This window comes from Pseudomonas sp. LS2P72 (assembly GCF_054897865.1).
On the sequence record NZ_CM142708.1, the window covers coordinates 651,613 to 668,342 of the forward strand.

Genomic DNA, 16,730 nt, shown 5'->3' on the forward strand with positions numbered 1-16,730 from the left:
GCAAGCCTTGCTCCTACAAGACGGCAACACCGCTGGCCCATTTTGTGAGGCCAGCGGCCAACCGAACCGAATTTGTTAGCACAGGGAGCCTCCCATGCAGCACGAAGCACATACCCACGGCATCAACATGTCGGCGCTGGGTCGCGATAAACAGAGCTTGAGCCTCGAGCAGGAAACCGTCGCGATCGAAGTACCAGGCCTGAACCTGTTCTACGGCGACAAACAAGCGCTGTACGACGTCAGCCTGAACATCCCGAAACAGCGCGTGACCGCCTTCATCGGCCCGTCCGGTTGCGGCAAGTCCACGCTGCTGCGCACCTTCAACCGCATGAACGACCTGGTGGATGGCTGCCGTGTCGAAGGCGAGATCAACCTCTACGGCAACAACATTTACCGTAAGGGCGAAGACGTCGCCGAGCTGCGTCGTCGTGTGGGCATGGTGTTCCAGAAGCCGAACCCGTTCCCGAAAACCATCTACGAGAACGTGGTTTACGGCCTGCGCATCCAGGGCATCAACAAAAAACGCGTACTCGACGAAGCCGTCGAGTGGGCGTTGAAGGGCGCGGCACTGTGGGACGAAGTCAAAGACCGTCTGCACGAGTCGGCACTGGGCTTGTCCGGTGGTCAGCAACAACGTCTGGTGATTGCTCGCACCATCGCCGTGGAGCCGGAAGTGCTGCTGCTCGACGAGCCGTGCTCGGCACTCGATCCGATCTCCACGCTGAAAGTCGAAGAGCTGATCTACGAACTGAAATCCAAGTTCACCATCGTCATCGTGACCCACAACATGCAACAGGCCGCGCGGGTTTCCGATTACACGGCGTTCATGTACATGGGCAAACTGGTGGAATTCGGCGACACCGATACCCTGTTTACCAATCCGGCGAAGAAGCAGACCGAAGACTACATCACGGGTCGCTACGGCTAGGAAGCTGTTGTTGCTCACTGAACTGACGCTGCGGTCCACCGCACCTTACCGGACGCTCCAAGGACGCCAACATGATTAGTAAAGAAGGCCTTACCCATCACATCTCCGCGCAGTTCAACGCTGAGCTCGAGGAAGTGCGCAGCCACCTCCTGGCCATGGGCGGGCTGGTCGAGAAGCAGGTCAACGACGCGGTGACCGCGCTGATCGAGGCCGACTCCGGCCTGGCCCAGCAGGTGCGCGAGATCGACGACCAGATCAACCAGATGGAACGCAACATCGACGAAGAATGCCTGCGCATTCTGGCTCGCCGTCAGCCGGCGGCGTCGGACCTGCGTTTGATCATCAGCATCTCCAAGTCGGTCATCGACCTGGAGCGCATCGGCGACGAAGCGACCAAGATCGCCCGTCGCGCCATCCAGTTGTGTGAAGAAGGCGAAGCGCCGCGCGGTTACGTCGAGGTTCGCCACATCGGCGACCAGGTCCGCAACATGGTTCGCGATGCACTGGACGCCTTTGCCCGCTTCGACGCCGACCTGGCGTTGTCGGTGGCCCAGTACGACAAGATCATCGACCGCGAATACAAAACCGCGCTGCGCGAGCTCGCCACCTACATGATGGAAGACCCGCGCTCTATCTCGCGGGTCTTGAGCATCATTTGGGTGCTGCGTTCGCTGGAACGGATCGGCGACCACGCGCGCAATATCTCGGAGCTGGTGATTTACCTGGTGCGCGGCACCGACGTGCGGCACCTGGGCCTCAAACGCATGAAAGAAGAAGTTGAAGGCACAAGTGGCGAAACCGCTAATGTTCCGGGCAAAGCTGACGATAAGTAAGATTGCCTGAGAAAAGCGCCCGGCCTTTTGGCCGGGCGTTTTTGTTTGTGGTTTGTGAATTCGAAAGCAGCACCCGCGAACGAAAAGTCCCGGCGTGACTGAAGGTTTTTGGCAATGTGCCATCAGCAAAGCGGTATGCTTGCCGGGATTTTTTAAAGGGGTGATGGATGAGTAAGGTCAGTGTGTTGGTCGTGGACGACGCGTCGTTCATTCGTGACCTGGTGAAGAAGTGCTTGCGCAATTACTTCCCGGGGATCCGGATCGAAGACGCGGTCAACGGCAAGAAGGCTCAGGCCTTGCTGGCTCGGGAAGCGTTCGACCTGGTCCTGTGCGACTGGGAAATGCCGGAAATGTCCGGCCTGGAGCTGCTGACCTGGTGCCGCGAGCAGGACAACCTCAAGACCATGCCGTTCGTGATGGTGACCAGCCGGGGCGATAAAGAGAACGTCGTCCAGGCGATCCAGGCCGGTGTTTCCGGCTACGTCAGCAAGCCGTTCACCAACGAGCAACTGCTGACCAAGGTCAAGCAGGCCCTGAACAAGGTGGGCAAGCTCGACACCTTGATGAACAGCGCGCCGACCAAAATGAACTCGGCGTTCGGCAACGACTCCCTGAGCGCATTGACCGGTGGCAAGGCTGCTGTGGTCGCACCCGCCGCGGCGCCGGTCAACCCGTTCGCCAAACCTGTCGCCGCCGCGCCAGCGCCAGCGCCGGCGGCGGCTGCTGCTCCGTCTCGCGGTCTGCTCAACAGCCCGCCGATCAAGCCTCCAGCGTCCTCCGCAGCGCCAACGGGCGGTCGTGGTCAGGGCCAACTGCGCCTGCCGAACGGCATTCAGCAATGTGTGATCAAGGCCTTGAGTCTCAAGGAAGCACTGCTGGTGGTGAAACGCACCGACACCCTGCCGCAAGTGCTCGACAGCGCCGTGCTCGACCTGGAGCAGGGCGACAACGCCGAAACCGCCCGTCTGAACGGCTACCTGCACGCCATCGTCGCCCACGAGCAGAAACCCGACAGCGACTGGTTGCAGCTGACCTTCCGCTTCGTCGACCAGGATGCGCAGAAGCTCGATTACATCTCCCGGTTGATAGCGCGTGGTACGGCGCAGAAGCATTTCATACCCGGCGCTTAATCTTCGTCGCCTGACAGGCCGCCTTCGCGAGCAGGTCGAATCGTCGCACCGTCGCCCCCACAGTTGAAATGTATTCCCCTGTGGGAGCGAGCCTGCTCGCGATGGGGCCTTCGAATTCACCGCACATCCGCTGAACGGCCCATTTTGAAACATCTGCCGACTACCCGGGTCCATTGCAGCTGCTAGGCTCCTACCCAGGCCTTACTCGACAGAATTTTGCCCATGCTCGCGCGCCTGCTGTTTCTCTGCGGTCTTTTCATGGCATCCGCCTCGGCGATGGCCATGACGATCTACAAGTCCACCGACGCCAATGGCGTGGTCTCCTACAGCGACCGCCCCACGACGGGTTCCAAGGTGTTCGTTTTTCGGGATCGCATGGTCGAGAATCTTGAGCGTCAGGTGTACGTCGTCATCACGAAGAAGAAGGGCGTCGACAGCGTTTACGTGCGCAATGACCTGTATGCGCCGGTAGAAATCGAGTTGAGCTTCGGCGGGCTGAAGAACGTCAGTGGCTCGCCAAGCCAACCGATCCGGCGGGTGATGCCGGCGCGCAGCAGTATTCGTCTGGCGCTGCTCACGGCCACGAAGCCCGGAAGGCCGCTCGCGTACACCCCAAAATTTGCATACTCCCTGGGCGACCCCTCAGGGGCCGCCATGGCCTATCGGTACCCGCTGCCGTGGCGTGGCGGGCCGTTTCGGCTGAGTCAGGGCGCCAACGGTCAATACAGCCACTTTGGTCCAAAGAACCGCTACGCCATGGACATCGCCATGCCCGTAGGCACGCCGATCATCGCGGCGCGTGGCGGTGTGGTGGTGAAAACCGAGAATGCCCAGACCGGGCGCGGCACCGATCCGTCGGGTAATTTCGTGCGGGTGTTGCACAATGACGGGACGATGGGCGTGTACCTGCACCTCAAACAAGGTTCGGTGAGCGTTCGTGAGGGGCAGCGGGTGTCGGTAGGAAGTCCGCTGGCCTTGTCGGGCAATACCGGCAACAGCAGCGGGCCGCACCTGCATTTCGTGGTGCAGCGCAATACCGGGCTGGGGCTGGTGTCGATCCCGTACCAGTTCAATCAACCGGTGGGCGCGTTGCCCAACTTCGCGTTGGGCAAGCAGTGAAAGATTGAACACCGCAATCCCTGTAGGAGCCGAGCTTGGTCCGGGCGGCGTTCCGACGATGACGGCGGCACATTCAGCATCATCGCGACTGACACACCGCTATCGTCGGAACGCCGCCCGGACCAAGCTCAGCTCCTACAGGTTGATGCCTTAATCCAGCATCAACACCTTGGCCAGAATGATCTTCGGCCCTTTCATCTTCTTGATGATGATCCGCAAGCCTTCGACTTCCAGCACTTCTTCCTCTTCCGGCACCCGTTTCAGGGTTTCGTAGACCAGCCCGGCGAGGGTTTCGGCTTCGATGTGGTCCAGATCGATGCCCAGCAGGCGCTCGACCTTGAACAACGGCGTGTCGCCGCGCACCAGCAACTTGCCCGGCTGGTACGCGAGGATCCCGCGCTCAGCCTTGCGGTGTTCGTCCTGAATGTCGCCGACCAATACTTCCAGCACGTCTTCCATGGTCAGGTAGCCGATGATATTGCCGTCGGCCTCTTCAACCACGGCGAAGTGCGAACCGCCCTTGCGGAACTGTTCCAGCAACTGCGACAGCGGCATATGGCGTGAAACACGCTCCAGCGGCCGGGTCAGTTCGGCGAGGTTGAACGACTCGGGAATATGGTCAAGGGCTGCCAGTTCCAGCAGCAAATCCTTGATGTGCAGCAGGCCGACGAACTCCTGACGATCGCTGTCGTATACCGGATAACGGCTGAACTTGTGGCGACGGAACATCGCCAGGATTTCCTTCAGTGGTGCGTTGAACTCCAGCGTCACCAGGTCTTCCCGGGAATTGGCCCAGTCGACCACTTCCAGCTCGCCCATTTCCACCGCCGAGGCCAAAACACGCATGCCTTGGTCACTCGGATCCTGGCCACGGCTGGAGTGCAGGATCAGTTTCAGTTCTTCACGGCTGTAATGGTGCTCGTGATGAGGGCCGGGTTCACCTTGGCCGGCGATCCGCAGGATCGTGTTGGCGCTGGCGTTGAGCAGGTAAATGGCCGGGTACATGGCCCAGTAGAACAGGTACAGCGGCACGGCGGTCCAAAGCGACAGCAGCTCGGGTTTGCGGATGGCCCAGGATTTGGGAGCCAGTTCACCGACCACAATGTGCAGGTACGAAATGATGAAGAACGCCGTGAAGAACGACACGCCTTTGACCACTTCGGCGGACTCTACGCCAACGGCGCTCAGCACCGGCTCGAGGATGTGCGCGAACGCCGGCTCACCGACCCAGCCGAGGCCGAGGGAGGCGAGGGTGATACCCAATTGGCACGCCGAGAGGTACGCATCGAGCTGACTGTGAACGGTGCGCAGGATATGTCCGCGCCAGCCGTTTTTTTCAGCGATGGCCTCGACCCGGGTCGAGCGCAATTTGACCATGGCAAATTCCGCCGCAACGAAAAAACCGTTGAGCAAAACCAGGATCAGAGCAAAAAGAATCATGCCGAAATCGGCGAAGAGTGTCGCGAGGGTCAAGCCAGGGGAAGGGTCCATGATGGAGTTTTGCGGGTTCCGTGTATTCGAAAGGAAAGAAAAAAGTGCGCCTGAAGGGCAGGCACAAGTCAGCCAATGTAGCGGCTGACCAGGTGATTGACTAGTGGCGAGTGCTGGCCGGTATCAGTCGGCGGCGCTGATGACCCGGGATTTGGTGACCTGGGCCGGCGCAAAATGGCAGGTAAACGTGCTGCCATGCCCCGGCACACTGCTGATTTCCATCCGCGCGCGGTGGCGCAGCAGCACGTGTTTGACGATCGCCAGGCCGAGCCCCGTGCCGCCGGTGTTGGAGTTGCGACTGGAATCGACGCGGTAGAAGCGTTCAGTCAGGCGCGGCAAGTGTTTGCTGTCGATGCCGATGCCGGAATCTTGCACGCTCAGGTGTGCGCCTTGCTCATCACCCCACCAGCGAATGCGGATATTGCCCTCGGCCGGGGTGTATTTCACGGCGTTGAACACCAGATTGGAAAACGCGCTGCGCAACTCGGCTTCGCTGCCCTTGAGCAGAATCGTCGGGTCGGCTTCCAGGGTGATTTTCTGATTGCGCTGGGCGGACAGTTGCTGAGCGTCGCTCTTGATCGATTGCAGCAAGCCGTCGATGGCCACTGGTTGGTTGTCCGACGGGTAATCGGTGGCTTCCAGCTTGGCCAGCAGCAGCAAATCGTTGAGCAAGGTCTGCATGCGCCCACCTTGCTGCTGCATCTGTTGCAGGGCACGGGACCAGCGCGGGTTCACGTCCTCGACGTTGTCGAGCAGGGTTTCCAGATAACCGCAGATCACCGTCAGCGGCGTGCGCAGTTCATGAGAGACGTTGGCGATGAAGTCTTTGCGCATTTGCTCCAACTGATGGATACGCGTCACGTCGCGCACCAGCATCAAATGTTCGTTGTTGCCGTAGCGGGTGATGTACAGCTGAATGCGCAGACGGTCGTTGATCGGTGACGGGATTTCCAACGGCTCGGCGTAGCTGTCCTGCTCGAAGTATTCCTTGAAGCGGGGATGGCGCACCAGGTTGGTTACCGGCTGGCCGCTGTCTTGCGGGGTCTTGAGGCCGAGCAGGGTTTCAGCGGCGCGGTTCCACCATTCGAGGTTGCCGTCGCTGTCGAGCATGATCACTGCGTCTTTCAGCGCGGCGGTGGATTCCTGGACCCGGTCGATCACCGCTTGCAGCCGCCCGCGCACACGTTGGTCGCGACGTTGCAGGTGGTAGATGCTGTCGAACACTTCGCCCCACAGGCCATAGCCATCGGGCGGTGCTTCATCGGGTTTGTGCAGGCGCAGCCATTCGTGCAGACGCAGCAGTTGCTTGAGGGTCCAGGCCAGGTAAAGGCCCAGGCCCGCGGCGAGGCTCCAGCCGTAGTAGCCGGTAATCAGGCCGATCACCAGGCAGGCGGTGACCAGCAGCAGCATGTGGCGAATCAGGGTGCCATGCCAGTTTTGGTTCACTTGAGCGTGCGTCCTTGTCAGCTTGTCGGGCGGGAAAGGTCCGGGTCAGGCCTTGGTGGAGAACCGGTAGCCAGTGCCGCGCACGGTTTGTACCAGATTTTCGTAAGCATCGCCCAGCGCTTTGCGCAGGCGGCGGATGTGTACGTCGACGGTGCGCTCTTCGACATAAACGTTGCCGCCCCAGACCTGATCCAGCAACTGGCCACGGGTGTAGGCGCGTTCCTGGTGGGTCATGAAGAATTGCAGCAGGCGGTATTCGGTCGGGCCCATCTCGGCGGGTTTGCCGTCGATGGTCACACGGTGGCTGATCGGGTCCAGCAGCAGGCCGCCGACTTCGATCGGCGTCTCGCCATCGGTAGGACCGGCACGGCGCAGCACGGCCTTCAGGCGCGCGACCAATTCACGTGGTGAAAAGGGTTTGGTGATGTAGTCATCGGCGCCGACTTCCAGGCCCTGGATCTTGTTGTCCTCTTCACCCTTGGCGGTGAGCATGATGATCGGGATGTCCCCGGTCAGCTCATCGCGCTTGAGGCGTCGGGCCAGCTCGATACCGGACGTGCCGGGCAGCATCCAGTCGAGCAGGATCAGGTCCGGCTTGCGGTCGACGATGATGGCGTGGGCCTGCTGGGAGTTCTCAGCCTCCATGCAGTCATAGCCGGCCATTTCCAACGCAACGGCGATCATCTCGCGAATGGGCGCTTCGTCGTCGACGATCAGAATGCTCCTGCCAACCATGCGTTAATCCTCTTGTCATTTAACTGTCTTGCGCCGCATTAGATAACGGAATTATTGCAGTCGTGTGACAGTATTTTAGTCGCCCTGCGATTGTTGTGATCCTGAACTAAGCTCTAATTCCGAATCCTGACAACCACAAAAGGAAGGTTTCCATGAAGCAATACTCGCAATCCTTCAAGGCTCTGATGCTGGCGGCGGCCCTGGCGTTGCCATCGATGGCCTTCGCGGCTGAGCCAGCAATGATGAAAGACGGGATGATGGTCGATCATAAGGGTATGACGGTGTACACGTTCGACAAGGATGCTGGCGGCAAGTCAATGTGTAACGATGATTGTGCCAAGAACTGGCCGCCAATGATGGCTCCGGCGGGTGCCAAGGCCGAGGGCAAATGGAGCGTTATTAAGCGTGATGACGGCATGATGCAATACGCTTACGACGGCAAGCCGCTGTACACCTTTGTGAAGGACGAAAAGCCTGGAGAAATGAAAGGTGACGGCATGAAAGATGTCTGGCACGTCATCACCAATACCGGACCGAAGAAGTAAGCGAGTCCAGAAACCACAAACCTGCCCCCATGCCGGGGGCAGATTTGATTCAACGCAACCCGTAATCCAGCACAATCCCCACGAAAATCGCCAGCCCGGCCCAATGGTTGTGCAGAAACGCCTTGAAGCAGCGCATCCGGTCCTTGCCGCGGGTGTACCAGAACTCCCACGCAAAACAGCCCGCCGCCGCCAGCAATCCGAGGTGGAACCAGCCACCGAGCTCGAATTTCGACCCGGCCAGCAGCAAGCAACCCAGCGCCAACCCTTGCAGCGTCAGGATGATCACCCGATCCGCCTCGCCAAACAGAATCGCCGTGGATTTCACGCCGATCGTCAAGTCGTCGTCGCGATCAGTCATCGCGTAATAAGTGTCGTAGCCCACCGTCCACAGCAAGTTAGCGATCCACAGCAACCAAGCCGCTGCCGGCAGTTCACCGGTCTCGGCGGTGAACGCCATTGGCATCCCCCAGGAGAACGCCGCGCCCAACACCACTTGCGGGTAATAGGTGTAGCGCTTCATGAACGGGTAAGTGAAGGCCAGCGCCAAGCCACCGAACGACAGCCAGACCGTTGCCGCATTGGTACACAACACCAGCAGGAAACTCACGCCCATCAGCAACGCGAAGAACACCAGCGCTTCTTTGGAACTGATCTTGCCGCTCACCAATGGCCGCTGTTCGGTGCGTTTCACGTAGCCGTCGACCTTGCGGTCCGCCCAGTCGTTAATTACGCAGCCGCCAGCGCGGGTCAGTACTACACCGAGGACGAAAATCACCACGTTGGCCAATGACGGTGAACCTTTGCCGGCAATCCACAGTGCCCACAGCGTCGGCCACAACAGCAGGTAAATGCCGATCGGTTTGTCCATGCGGGTCAGCTGAATGAAATCCCAGGCCCGTGGATTCAAGCGATTCAGGGACTTGAGCAGGCTCTGGTACATCAGCAATTCTCCGGATGGGCGCGGGTAGCGTTCCACAAGGTCGGCAAGAAAATTTCGGCCACCAGCACGCTCAAGGCCCCGCGGTCGAAACGCGAACGGCGGCCCCACAGTTCAGGTGCCCGGGACTCCATCGGCAGCCATTCCTGAGGATAGTGACAAACCTCAATGGCGCGGCGCTGGAACGCCTGATCGCAAAACAGCAATTCGCCCAGGGAGCGGCTGCCCAACTCGTCCATGTGCAGACCGTCGCCCTGCAACGCACTGCGCGCCGCCACGCTGCGCGCAAATACCCAGGCTTCGCCGTGGCCGCGCAGATACACCTCGCGAACCCAGCCTTCGCTGCCTTCGGCCAGGTCCAGCGCGGTACATTCGTCGGCGCGCAGCGGTTGCCAGCCTTCGAAGAGTGGAGTGATGCTGAAACCGTCATTTGACAAACGGATCAGCCGTCGGGTCAAAGAGCCTTCGTCGAACAGCCAGTCGAGCGTAGACGTGTCGGGGAGGGGCGTCAGTTGGCTTCGAGGGAGCCAAAGGGTGGTCGCGGCAGGGGATTTTGAGTGCGGCACAGTGGGTCATTATTGGCAGCAAATGAGGCGGCGAGCTTACCATGTCAGCCTGCGATTTTGATTGATCCGGCCGGCCATTGCGTCGAACAGGCTTGCATCTGCCGGGCCTGATCAGTACAAAACGCGCTGAGCCGGACGGCAGCGCTCCAACCATCGACCGTTCGCGCCGGCAAAAGCCTGAATCCTGAGGATGAATCAAATGAAAAAGTGGCAATGTGTGGTCTGTGGCCTGATCTATAACGAAGCCGAAGGCTGGCCGGACGACGGCATTGCGCCGGGCACACTGTGGCAAGACGTGCCGGAAGACTGGCTGTGTCCGGACTGCGGCGTGGGCAAAATGGATTTCGAAATGATCGAAATCGCTGCTTAAAACAATTAGAGGAGTAAGGAATGAACGCACCTGTCGTGATCGTCGGCACCGGGCTGGCGGGCTACAACCTGGCCCGGGAGTTTCGCAAACTCGATGGCGAAACCCCGCTGCTGCTGATTACTGCAGATGACGGGCGCTCCTACTCCAAGCCGATGCTCTCCACTGGCTTCGGCAAAAACAAAGACGCTGACGGCCTGAGCATGGCCGAACCCGGCACCATGGCCGAGCAGTTGAAGGCCGAAGTACGTACGCACACGCGCATCAGCGGCATCGACCCAGGCCACAAGCGATTGTGGATCGGTGAGGAAGCGGTGTTTTACCGTGACCTGATCCTTGCCTGGGGCGCGGAAACCGTGCGAGTGCCGATCGAAGGCGACGCGGCTGACGCAGTTTTCCCGATCAACGATCTGGAAGATTACGCACGTTTTCGCGCAGCGGCGGCCGGCAAACGTCGGGTGTTGCTGCTCGGCGCCGGCCTGATCGGCTGCGAGTTCGCCAACGACCTGATCCTTGGCGGCTACGAGGTGCAACTGGTTGCACCGTGCGAGCAGGTGATGCCGACGTTGCTTCACCCGGCGGCAGCCGCTGCGGTCCAGGCCGGGCTGGAAAGCCTGGGCGCACGCTTCCACCTCGGGCCGGTGCTCAATCGCTTGCAGCGCGTTGCTGACGGACTGGAAGCGCATCTGTCCGATGGCCAGGTGATCCCTTGCGATGTGGTGGTGTCAGCCATTGGTCTGCGTCCGCGCATCGACCTGGCGGCGGCGGCCGGTGTGCAGGTCAATCGCGGCGTGGTGGTCGATCGACACCTGAAAACTTCCCACGCCAATATCTATGCCTTGGGCGACTGCGCCGAAGTCGATGGGCTGAATCTGTTGTACGTGATGCCCCTCATGAGCTGTGCGAGAGCGCTGGCCCAGACCCTCGCCGGAAACCCGACGGCGGTCAGTTATGGCCCGATGCCCATCACCGTTAAAACGCCGGTCTGCCCCTTGGTGGTTTCACCGCCGCCACGGGGTTTGGAGGGCGTCTGGACAGTCGAAGGGCAGGGCGCGGACATCAAGGTATTGTGCCGCGATGCCAGCGGCAAACTGCTGGGTTATGCCCTGACAGGCGCGGCGGTGATGGAAAAACTGGCCCTGAACAAAGAGCTTCCGGCGCTGCTGGCGTAAATACCGGTCGTTCTGTCGGAATCACCCCTCTTTTGCCCTTACAAAGGTCGCGCCGAGACTGGCGCGGCTCTTCGCTGCGTGCCATCCTCACTCCCGTCTGCCGCAGAGTAGAGCACCTGCGGCGCTTTGGGCGCTGTTCCAACGAGAACAGCACGGACATAACAACAAAAAACCGTCAAAGGGGCTTCACTAATGCGTAAACCAGAACTCGCCGCTGCAATTGCTGAAAAAGCAGACCTCACCAAAGAGCAGGCCAACCGCGTTCTCAACGCCGTTCTCGAAGAAATCACCGGCGCTCTGCACCGCAAGGACAGCGTCACGCTGGTGGGCTTCGGTACCTTCCTGCAACGCCACCGCGGTGCCCGCACCGGCAAAAACCCGCAAACCGGTGAGCCCGTCAAAATCAAGGCCAGCAACACTGTTGCGTTCAAGCCAGGCAAATCGTTGAAAGACAGCGTTAATCCGTAACACGCACCGACTTCCCGCGTAGCGGGTGAGCGGGATAAAAAATGGGCACGCCAACGAGGTTGGGTGCCCATTTTTTTGTGGGTGGCGGATTAGGTGACGCGGGTTTGTTGCTTGGCGAAAATCGCCGCCATCTCGGGTTCATCCAGATGATCCAGCGTTCGCTCCACCAACAAATGCACGCCGTCAGCCATGCGGCTGAGCGCCAAGGCTACGGAGCGACGGGAACCGTCCACATCGTCGGCGAGGTTGGCGGCGATGGCGCTGATGGACAGCAGATCTTCCGAGGCATTGGCGAGCAGGGTTTCAGGGTGGATGCCCGAGCAGACGCTGAAGAGCTGGCCGTTGCGTTTTGGTGGTTTGGGGTCGGCTGGCGGGAAGTGATGGTCGAGTGCGCGCTCGGCGGCTTCGTTGAGTTTGTTTGAATCGGGGCTTTCGTAGGGAGAGACCGGATCGGTGTCTGGCGGGTTGGGTGTGACCTTGAACATATTCAATTCTCCAACAACGTGGAGCCGTCACCGAATCGCTGCTAAACGCAGGGTGGCAGCTGTGCGCAGGTTAGCAGACCGGTGGAGACGAATCCGGCGCGCCCGAGGGCGCCCTGCGCACAGCTACCATAAAGTGCAGGCATGAAATGACCTGACTGTCTGGATGCAGATGCGCTTCGTCAAAACGGGCTGCTAAACCCGATCACTGATGGGCAGTGACAGGAACCAAGTTACCGACCGCCCCCAAGGCGCACAAGCCGGCGGATTCTGGCGTAGCCGTAGGCAACGGCGCAAGGTGTTGTAGCTTGCAGGAAGTAACCTTGAGGCGTTTTAAACAAACGCCGTCGAGCGTTGTTCAACCATCGGAAATGTTGGCACTCCTTAAAACCCGATATGAAATTTCCGCGATACCGAAACTTCCAAAGTAGAACTTTGTTCTGTGTATGGAGTGCCATCACTATAGTGGCACCCTTCATGCGGGCTGTTGTCGCTCCAATTTATTGAAAGATGACAGTGCCTTTCGGAATCATCCTACATTTAATAATTTTTGTTTTTGTCATGATTCAGATGCGTCGCAGCGATTCAATCGACAGCGCCCGCGGGTGAGTGACGGTGATGGCTCTAAGTCGGTGCTTTCCGATCGATACGTCAGGTGAGAAAACATTAAGCTGATATCAGGGAATCCCTTGCGATATATAAGGAATTCACCTACGTGCAATAGAGACGCTTCGTCTTGTTGTTTAACCAGATGCTTGCTAGTGGCCATCATCGTGAGTACGATGCGCGCACTTGAAAGAGCACGAACTCAATTGGATGAGACTCATCGCAGCTCTTTGATTCTGTCTCGCGTCGTTGGAATTCCAATAGACGTATGACTGCAATCCTAATTAAAGGCCATGGATGTCCTACTCAAGCAAACTTTCCGCTCATTACCTCGAACTCGCAAAAGCCTCTGTTTCCAAAGAGAATTTCGCGGGCGAGGACGTTCGCTTTTCGAGCGAATATGAGGCACTGGAAAGCGAGCTGGGCAAAGCCCAATCCATGCACGAAAGCGGTCAGATCGACTGGCTGAAAATCCGCGAAAACAGTGAAAACCTGCTGCGCACCCAATCCAAGGATTTGCGCGTCGGCGCCTGGCTGACCTGGGCTTTGTACCAGCGCGAATCCTTTCAAGGCCTGCTCGCCGGCCTCGGTTTGCTGCACTACCTGTGCGAAAGCCACTGGGCCGAAGTCCACCCGAACAAGGCCCGTACCCGCTCCGCTGCGATCAGTTGGCTGGTGCCGCGTCTCGAGCAGGTGCTGACCGAAAACGTCGCGATCAAAGAGCAGTTGCCGATGTTCCGGCGGTTGGTCGAACACCTTGAAGGTCTCGATGCCGCTTGCACCGAGCACTTGGGCGACGATGCGCCGTTGCTGCTGCCGATCTCCCGCCGCTTGAAAAACATGGTTCAGCGCGCCGCCGACAATCAGCCGGAACCTGGCGTCGTCGGCGCGGCGGTGGCTCAGGTCAAACAAGCCGCCACGCAACTGTTCACCCCTGGCGCACCGATCGATAACGAGAAAGAAGCCCATAAAGCCCTGCGCGCCCAGCAGGAAAACGCCCGTCCGCTGTGTGCCTGGTGGCTCAAGCAGAAAGCCACCGACCTGCGCGCCTTGCGCCTCAATCGCACACTGTTGTGGTTGCCCATCGACGCGGTGCCCGAGCGCAACGCCGAGCAGATCACCGTGCTGCGCGGGTTGCCAGCCGACAAGCTCAAGACCTATCAGGACCGTTACGACCAGGCCAAATACGCTGACCTGCTGGTGGAACTGGAGGCGAGCCTGGCGAAGGCGCCGTTCTGGTTCGATGGCCAGCGAATGGTTTGGGAGTGCCTCCAGGGGCTCAACGCCGAGATGGCTATGCGCGAAGTGGAAATCCACTTCGCGCTTTTGATTCAGCGCCTGCCCGGCATCATCGAATTGCGTTTCCATGACGGCGCCCCGTTTGCCGATCCGGCGACCCGCGCCTGGGTCAGCGCCCACGTCATGCCGCACCTGCAAAGCGCCAGTGCGCCGCGCAAGGTCGAAGCCGCCGACAGCCAGCCGGCCTGGGAAGTGGCCCTGGAAGAAGTCTTGCCGATCCTGCGCAAGGATGGCCTCAAGGCCGCCGTGCAGATCCTCAAGCAAGGCCTGCAAAGCGCCCACGGCGGACGCGTCCGATTCTTCTGGCAGTTCGCCCTCGCGCGGCTGTGCTTCATGGCCAAGAAATACGAACTGGCCAAGACCCAACTCGAAACTCTGGACCAAACATTACAGGACTCAGGCCTGAACGCCTGGGAGCCCGATCTTGCGCTGGAAGTGCTGCATTTACTGCATAGCTGCTGCGAGTTGTTACCGCAGAACCATGCCGTACGTGAACGCAAGGAAGAGATTTATCGCAGGCTGTGCCACCTCGATCTCGAAGTGGTACTCGAATAGGCCCCAGGGCCACAACCGCAAGGAGAATAGCCATGGCCAAAGAAGGCTCGGTAGCCCCCAAGGAACGCATCAACGTCACTTTCAAACCTGCCACCGGTGGTGCTCAGGAAGAGATCGAACTGCCGTTGAAACTACTGGCAATCGGTGATTACACCCACCGCAAGGACGAACGTAAAGTCGAAGATCGCAAGCCGATCAGCATCGACAAGATGACCTTCGACGAAGTGCTGGCCAAGCAAGAGCTGCAGCTGACGTTGAGCGTACCGAACCGTCTTCAGGAAGAAGGCGACACTGAAGAATTGGCCGTGAAACTGCGCGTCAACTCGATGAAGGACTTCAACCCGGCCAGCCTGGTCGAGCAAGTGCCTGAGCTGAAAAAACTGATGGAACTGCGCGACGCGCTGGTGGCCCTCAAAGGCCCGCTGGGTAACGCGCCTGCGTTCCGCAAAGCCATCGAAGGCGTGCTCGCCGACGACGAATCCCGCGGTCGCGTACTGGGTGAGTTGGGCTTGAACGCCGCAGCCCAGGACGCCTGAGTCTCCATCAGCCAAGGAAGCCAACACAATGAGCACTAGCGCAGCACAGCAAAAGAGCAAAGAGAACGGCGAATACAGCATTCTCGACAGCATCATCGCCGAAACCCGCCTGACGCCGGACGACGAAGCCTACGACATCGCCAAACGCGGTGTGTCGGCCTTCATCGAAGAGCTGCTCAAGCCGCAGAACAACGGTGAACCAGTCAAGAAGGCCATGGTTGACCGCATGATCGCCGAGATCGATGCCAAGCTCAGCCGCCAGATGGACGAAATCCTGCACCACCCGGCCTTCCAGTCCCTGGAATCGTCGTGGCGTGGCCTGCAGTTGCTGGTCGACCGCACCAACTTCCGCGAAAACATCAAGATCGAAATCCTCAACGTCTCCAAAGAAGACCTGCTGGACGATTTCGAAGATTCGCCGGAAGTGATGCAGGCTGGCCTGTACAAGCACATCTACACCGCTGAATACGGTCAGTTCGGTGGTCAGCCGGTTGGCGCGATCATCGCCAACTACTTCATGTCCCCAAGCTCGCCGGACGTGAAACTGATGCAGTACGTGTCCAGCGTTGCCTGCATGTCGCACGCACCGTTCATTGCAGCAGCCGGCCCGAAATTCTTCGGCCTGGAAAGCTTCACCGGCCTGCCGGACCTGAAGGATCTGAAAGATCACTTCGAAGGCCCGCAATTCGCCAAATGGCAGAGCTTCCGCCAGTCGGAAGACTCCCGTTACGTTGGCCTGACCGTGCCGCGTTTCCTGCTGCGTAACCCGTACGACCCGGAAGAAAACCCGGTCAAATCGTTCGTGTACAAAGAAACCGTCGCCAACAGCCACGAGCACTACCTGTGGGGCAACACTGCCTACGCGTTCGGTACCAAGCTGACCGACAGCTTCGCCAAATTCCGCTGGTGCCCGAACATCATCGGCCCGCAGAGCGGTGGCGCGGTTGAAGACCTGCCGTTGCACCACTTCGAAAGCATGGGCGAAATCGAAACCAAGATTCCTACCGAGGTTCTGGTTAGCGACCGTCGTGAATACGAACTGGCCGAGGAAGGCTTCATCTCCCTGACCATGCGTAAAGGCTCCGACAACGCGGCGTTCTTCTCCGCAAGCTCGGTGCAGAAGCCGAAGTTCTTCGGCATCAGCGCAGAAGGCAAGGCAGCAGAGCTGAACTACAAGCTCGGCACCCAACTGCCGTACATGATGATCGTCAACCGCCTGGCTCACTACTTGAAAGTGCTGCAGCGCGAGCAACTTGGTTCGTGGAAAGAACGCACCGACCTCGAGCTGGAACTGAACAAGTGGATCCGCCAGTACGTGGCCGACCAGGAAAACCCAAGCGCCGAAGTACGTGGCCGTCGTCCACTGCGCGCTGCCCAGATCATCGTCAGCGATGTTGAAGGCGAGCCTGGCTGGTACCGCGTCAGCCTGAACGTGCGCCCACACTTCAAGTACATGGGTGCCGATTTCACCCTGTCGCTGGTTGGCAAGCTGGACAAAGAGTAAGCGGAGCTAAC

17 protein-coding genes are annotated in these 16,730 nt (G+C 59.5%); 11 read left to right on the forward strand and 6 right to left on the reverse strand.

What is annotated here, in order from left to right; all coding sequences use genetic code 11:
• Positions 1–94: 94 nt before the first annotated feature.
• From pstB to ACYZUA_RS02895, 4 genes are all read left to right on the forward strand, one after another.
• On the forward strand, positions 95–928 hold the full coding sequence (pstB, locus tag ACYZUA_RS02880; protein ID WP_347804081.1) for a phosphate ABC transporter ATP-binding protein PstB: 834 nt from the start codon (positions 95–97) through the stop codon (positions 926–928).
• Positions 929–999: 71 nt separating this feature from the next.
• Entirely contained in the window at positions 1,000–1,761 is a 762-nt protein-coding gene (gene phoU, locus ACYZUA_RS02885) for a phosphate signaling complex protein PhoU (protein WP_008150055.1), read from the forward strand.
• Positions 1,762–1,928: 167 nt separating this feature from the next.
• Complete coding sequence (locus tag ACYZUA_RS02890) at positions 1,929–2,891, forward strand: response regulator (RefSeq protein ID WP_461962011.1); 963 nt, start codon at positions 1,929–1,931, stop codon at positions 2,889–2,891.
• A 222-nt stretch (positions 2,892–3,113) separates the two neighbouring features.
• Positions 3,114–4,010: a peptidoglycan DD-metalloendopeptidase family protein gene (locus ACYZUA_RS02895; protein ID WP_461962012.1), complete on the forward strand. Its 897-nt coding sequence runs from the start codon at positions 3,114–3,116 to the stop codon at positions 4,008–4,010.
• A 150-nt stretch (positions 4,011–4,160) separates the two neighbouring features.
• Here ACYZUA_RS02895 and ACYZUA_RS02900 read toward each other — a convergent pair whose 3' ends face one another.
• From ACYZUA_RS02900 to phoB, 3 genes are all read right to left on the reverse strand, one after another.
• Positions 4,161–5,501: a hemolysin family protein gene (locus tag ACYZUA_RS02900; RefSeq protein WP_461962013.1), complete on the reverse strand. Its 1,341-nt coding sequence runs from the start codon at positions 5,499–5,501 to the stop codon at positions 4,161–4,163.
• 123 nt (positions 5,502–5,624) lie between these two features.
• Positions 5,625–6,911, reverse strand: a complete 1,287-nt coding sequence (phoR, locus tag ACYZUA_RS02905) for a phosphate regulon sensor histidine kinase PhoR (protein WP_461963859.1) — start codon at positions 6,909–6,911, stop codon at positions 5,625–5,627.
• 81 nt (positions 6,912–6,992) lie between these two features.
• Complete coding sequence (gene phoB / locus ACYZUA_RS02910; RefSeq protein WP_046045002.1) at positions 6,993–7,682, reverse strand: phosphate regulon transcriptional regulator PhoB; 690 nt, start codon at positions 7,680–7,682, stop codon at positions 6,993–6,995.
• Positions 7,683–7,834: 152 nt separating this feature from the next.
• On the opposite strand from phoB, the gene ACYZUA_RS02915 reads away from it, so the two are divergent.
• A complete protein-coding gene (locus tag ACYZUA_RS02915) occupies positions 7,835–8,227 on the forward strand; it encodes a COG4315 family predicted lipoprotein (protein ID WP_461962014.1) in 393 nt (130 codons plus the stop codon).
• Between the two features lie 49 nt (positions 8,228–8,276).
• Here ACYZUA_RS02915 and ubiA read toward each other — a convergent pair whose 3' ends face one another.
• On the reverse strand, positions 8,277–9,167 hold the full coding sequence (gene ubiA, locus ACYZUA_RS02920) for a 4-hydroxybenzoate octaprenyltransferase (RefSeq protein WP_461962015.1): 891 nt from the start codon (positions 9,165–9,167) through the stop codon (positions 8,277–8,279).
• Positions 9,167–9,730 carry a chorismate--pyruvate lyase family protein gene (locus ACYZUA_RS02925; protein WP_461962016.1) on the reverse strand — a complete coding sequence of 188 codons (564 nt, stop codon included), beginning with the start codon at positions 9,728–9,730 and terminating at the stop codon, positions 9,167–9,169. The genes ubiA and ACYZUA_RS02925 overlap by 1 nt, the downstream gene beginning before the upstream one ends.
• A 199-nt stretch (positions 9,731–9,929) precedes the next feature.
• Between ACYZUA_RS02925 and ACYZUA_RS02930 the strand changes: the two genes are divergently transcribed.
• The 3 genes from ACYZUA_RS02930 (at position 9,930) to ACYZUA_RS02940 (ending at position 11,737) form a co-directional block, all read left to right on the forward strand.
• Complete coding sequence (locus tag ACYZUA_RS02930) at positions 9,930–10,100, forward strand: rubredoxin (protein WP_046045006.1); 171 nt, start codon at positions 9,930–9,932, stop codon at positions 10,098–10,100.
• Positions 10,101–10,120: 20 nt separating this feature from the next.
• Positions 10,121–11,269, forward strand: coding sequence for an NAD(P)/FAD-dependent oxidoreductase (locus ACYZUA_RS02935; protein ID WP_046045007.1), 1,149 nt, complete (start codon positions 10,121–10,123; stop codon positions 11,267–11,269).
• A 192-nt stretch (positions 11,270–11,461) separates the two neighbouring features.
• Positions 11,462–11,737: an HU family DNA-binding protein gene (locus tag ACYZUA_RS02940; protein WP_003213368.1), complete on the forward strand. Its 276-nt coding sequence runs from the start codon at positions 11,462–11,464 to the stop codon at positions 11,735–11,737.
• Between the two features lie 89 nt (positions 11,738–11,826).
• Here ACYZUA_RS02940 and ACYZUA_RS02945 read toward each other — a convergent pair whose 3' ends face one another.
• Entirely contained in the window at positions 11,827–12,222 is a 396-nt protein-coding gene (locus ACYZUA_RS02945; protein ID WP_461962017.1) for a DUF6124 family protein, read from the reverse strand.
• 900 nt (positions 12,223–13,122) lie between these two features.
• Here ACYZUA_RS02945 and tssA point away from each other — a divergent pair.
• From tssA to tssC, 3 genes are read left to right on the forward strand one after another with little or no spacing between them, the layout of a single operon-like run.
• Positions 13,123–14,679, forward strand: a complete 1,557-nt coding sequence (tssA, locus tag ACYZUA_RS02950) for a type VI secretion system protein TssA (RefSeq protein ID WP_461962018.1) — start codon at positions 13,123–13,125, stop codon at positions 14,677–14,679.
• 32 nt (positions 14,680–14,711) lie between these two features.
• The gene (gene tssB, locus ACYZUA_RS02955) at positions 14,712–15,215 is read left to right on the forward strand and encodes a type VI secretion system contractile sheath small subunit (RefSeq protein WP_046045012.1); all 504 of its coding nucleotides are present in this window, start codon (positions 14,712–14,714) and stop codon (positions 15,213–15,215) included.
• 28 nt (positions 15,216–15,243) lie between these two features.
• On the forward strand, positions 15,244–16,719 hold the full coding sequence (tssC, locus tag ACYZUA_RS02960) for a type VI secretion system contractile sheath large subunit (protein WP_095126885.1): 1,476 nt from the start codon (positions 15,244–15,246) through the stop codon (positions 16,717–16,719).
• Positions 16,720–16,730: the final 11 nt, after the last annotated feature.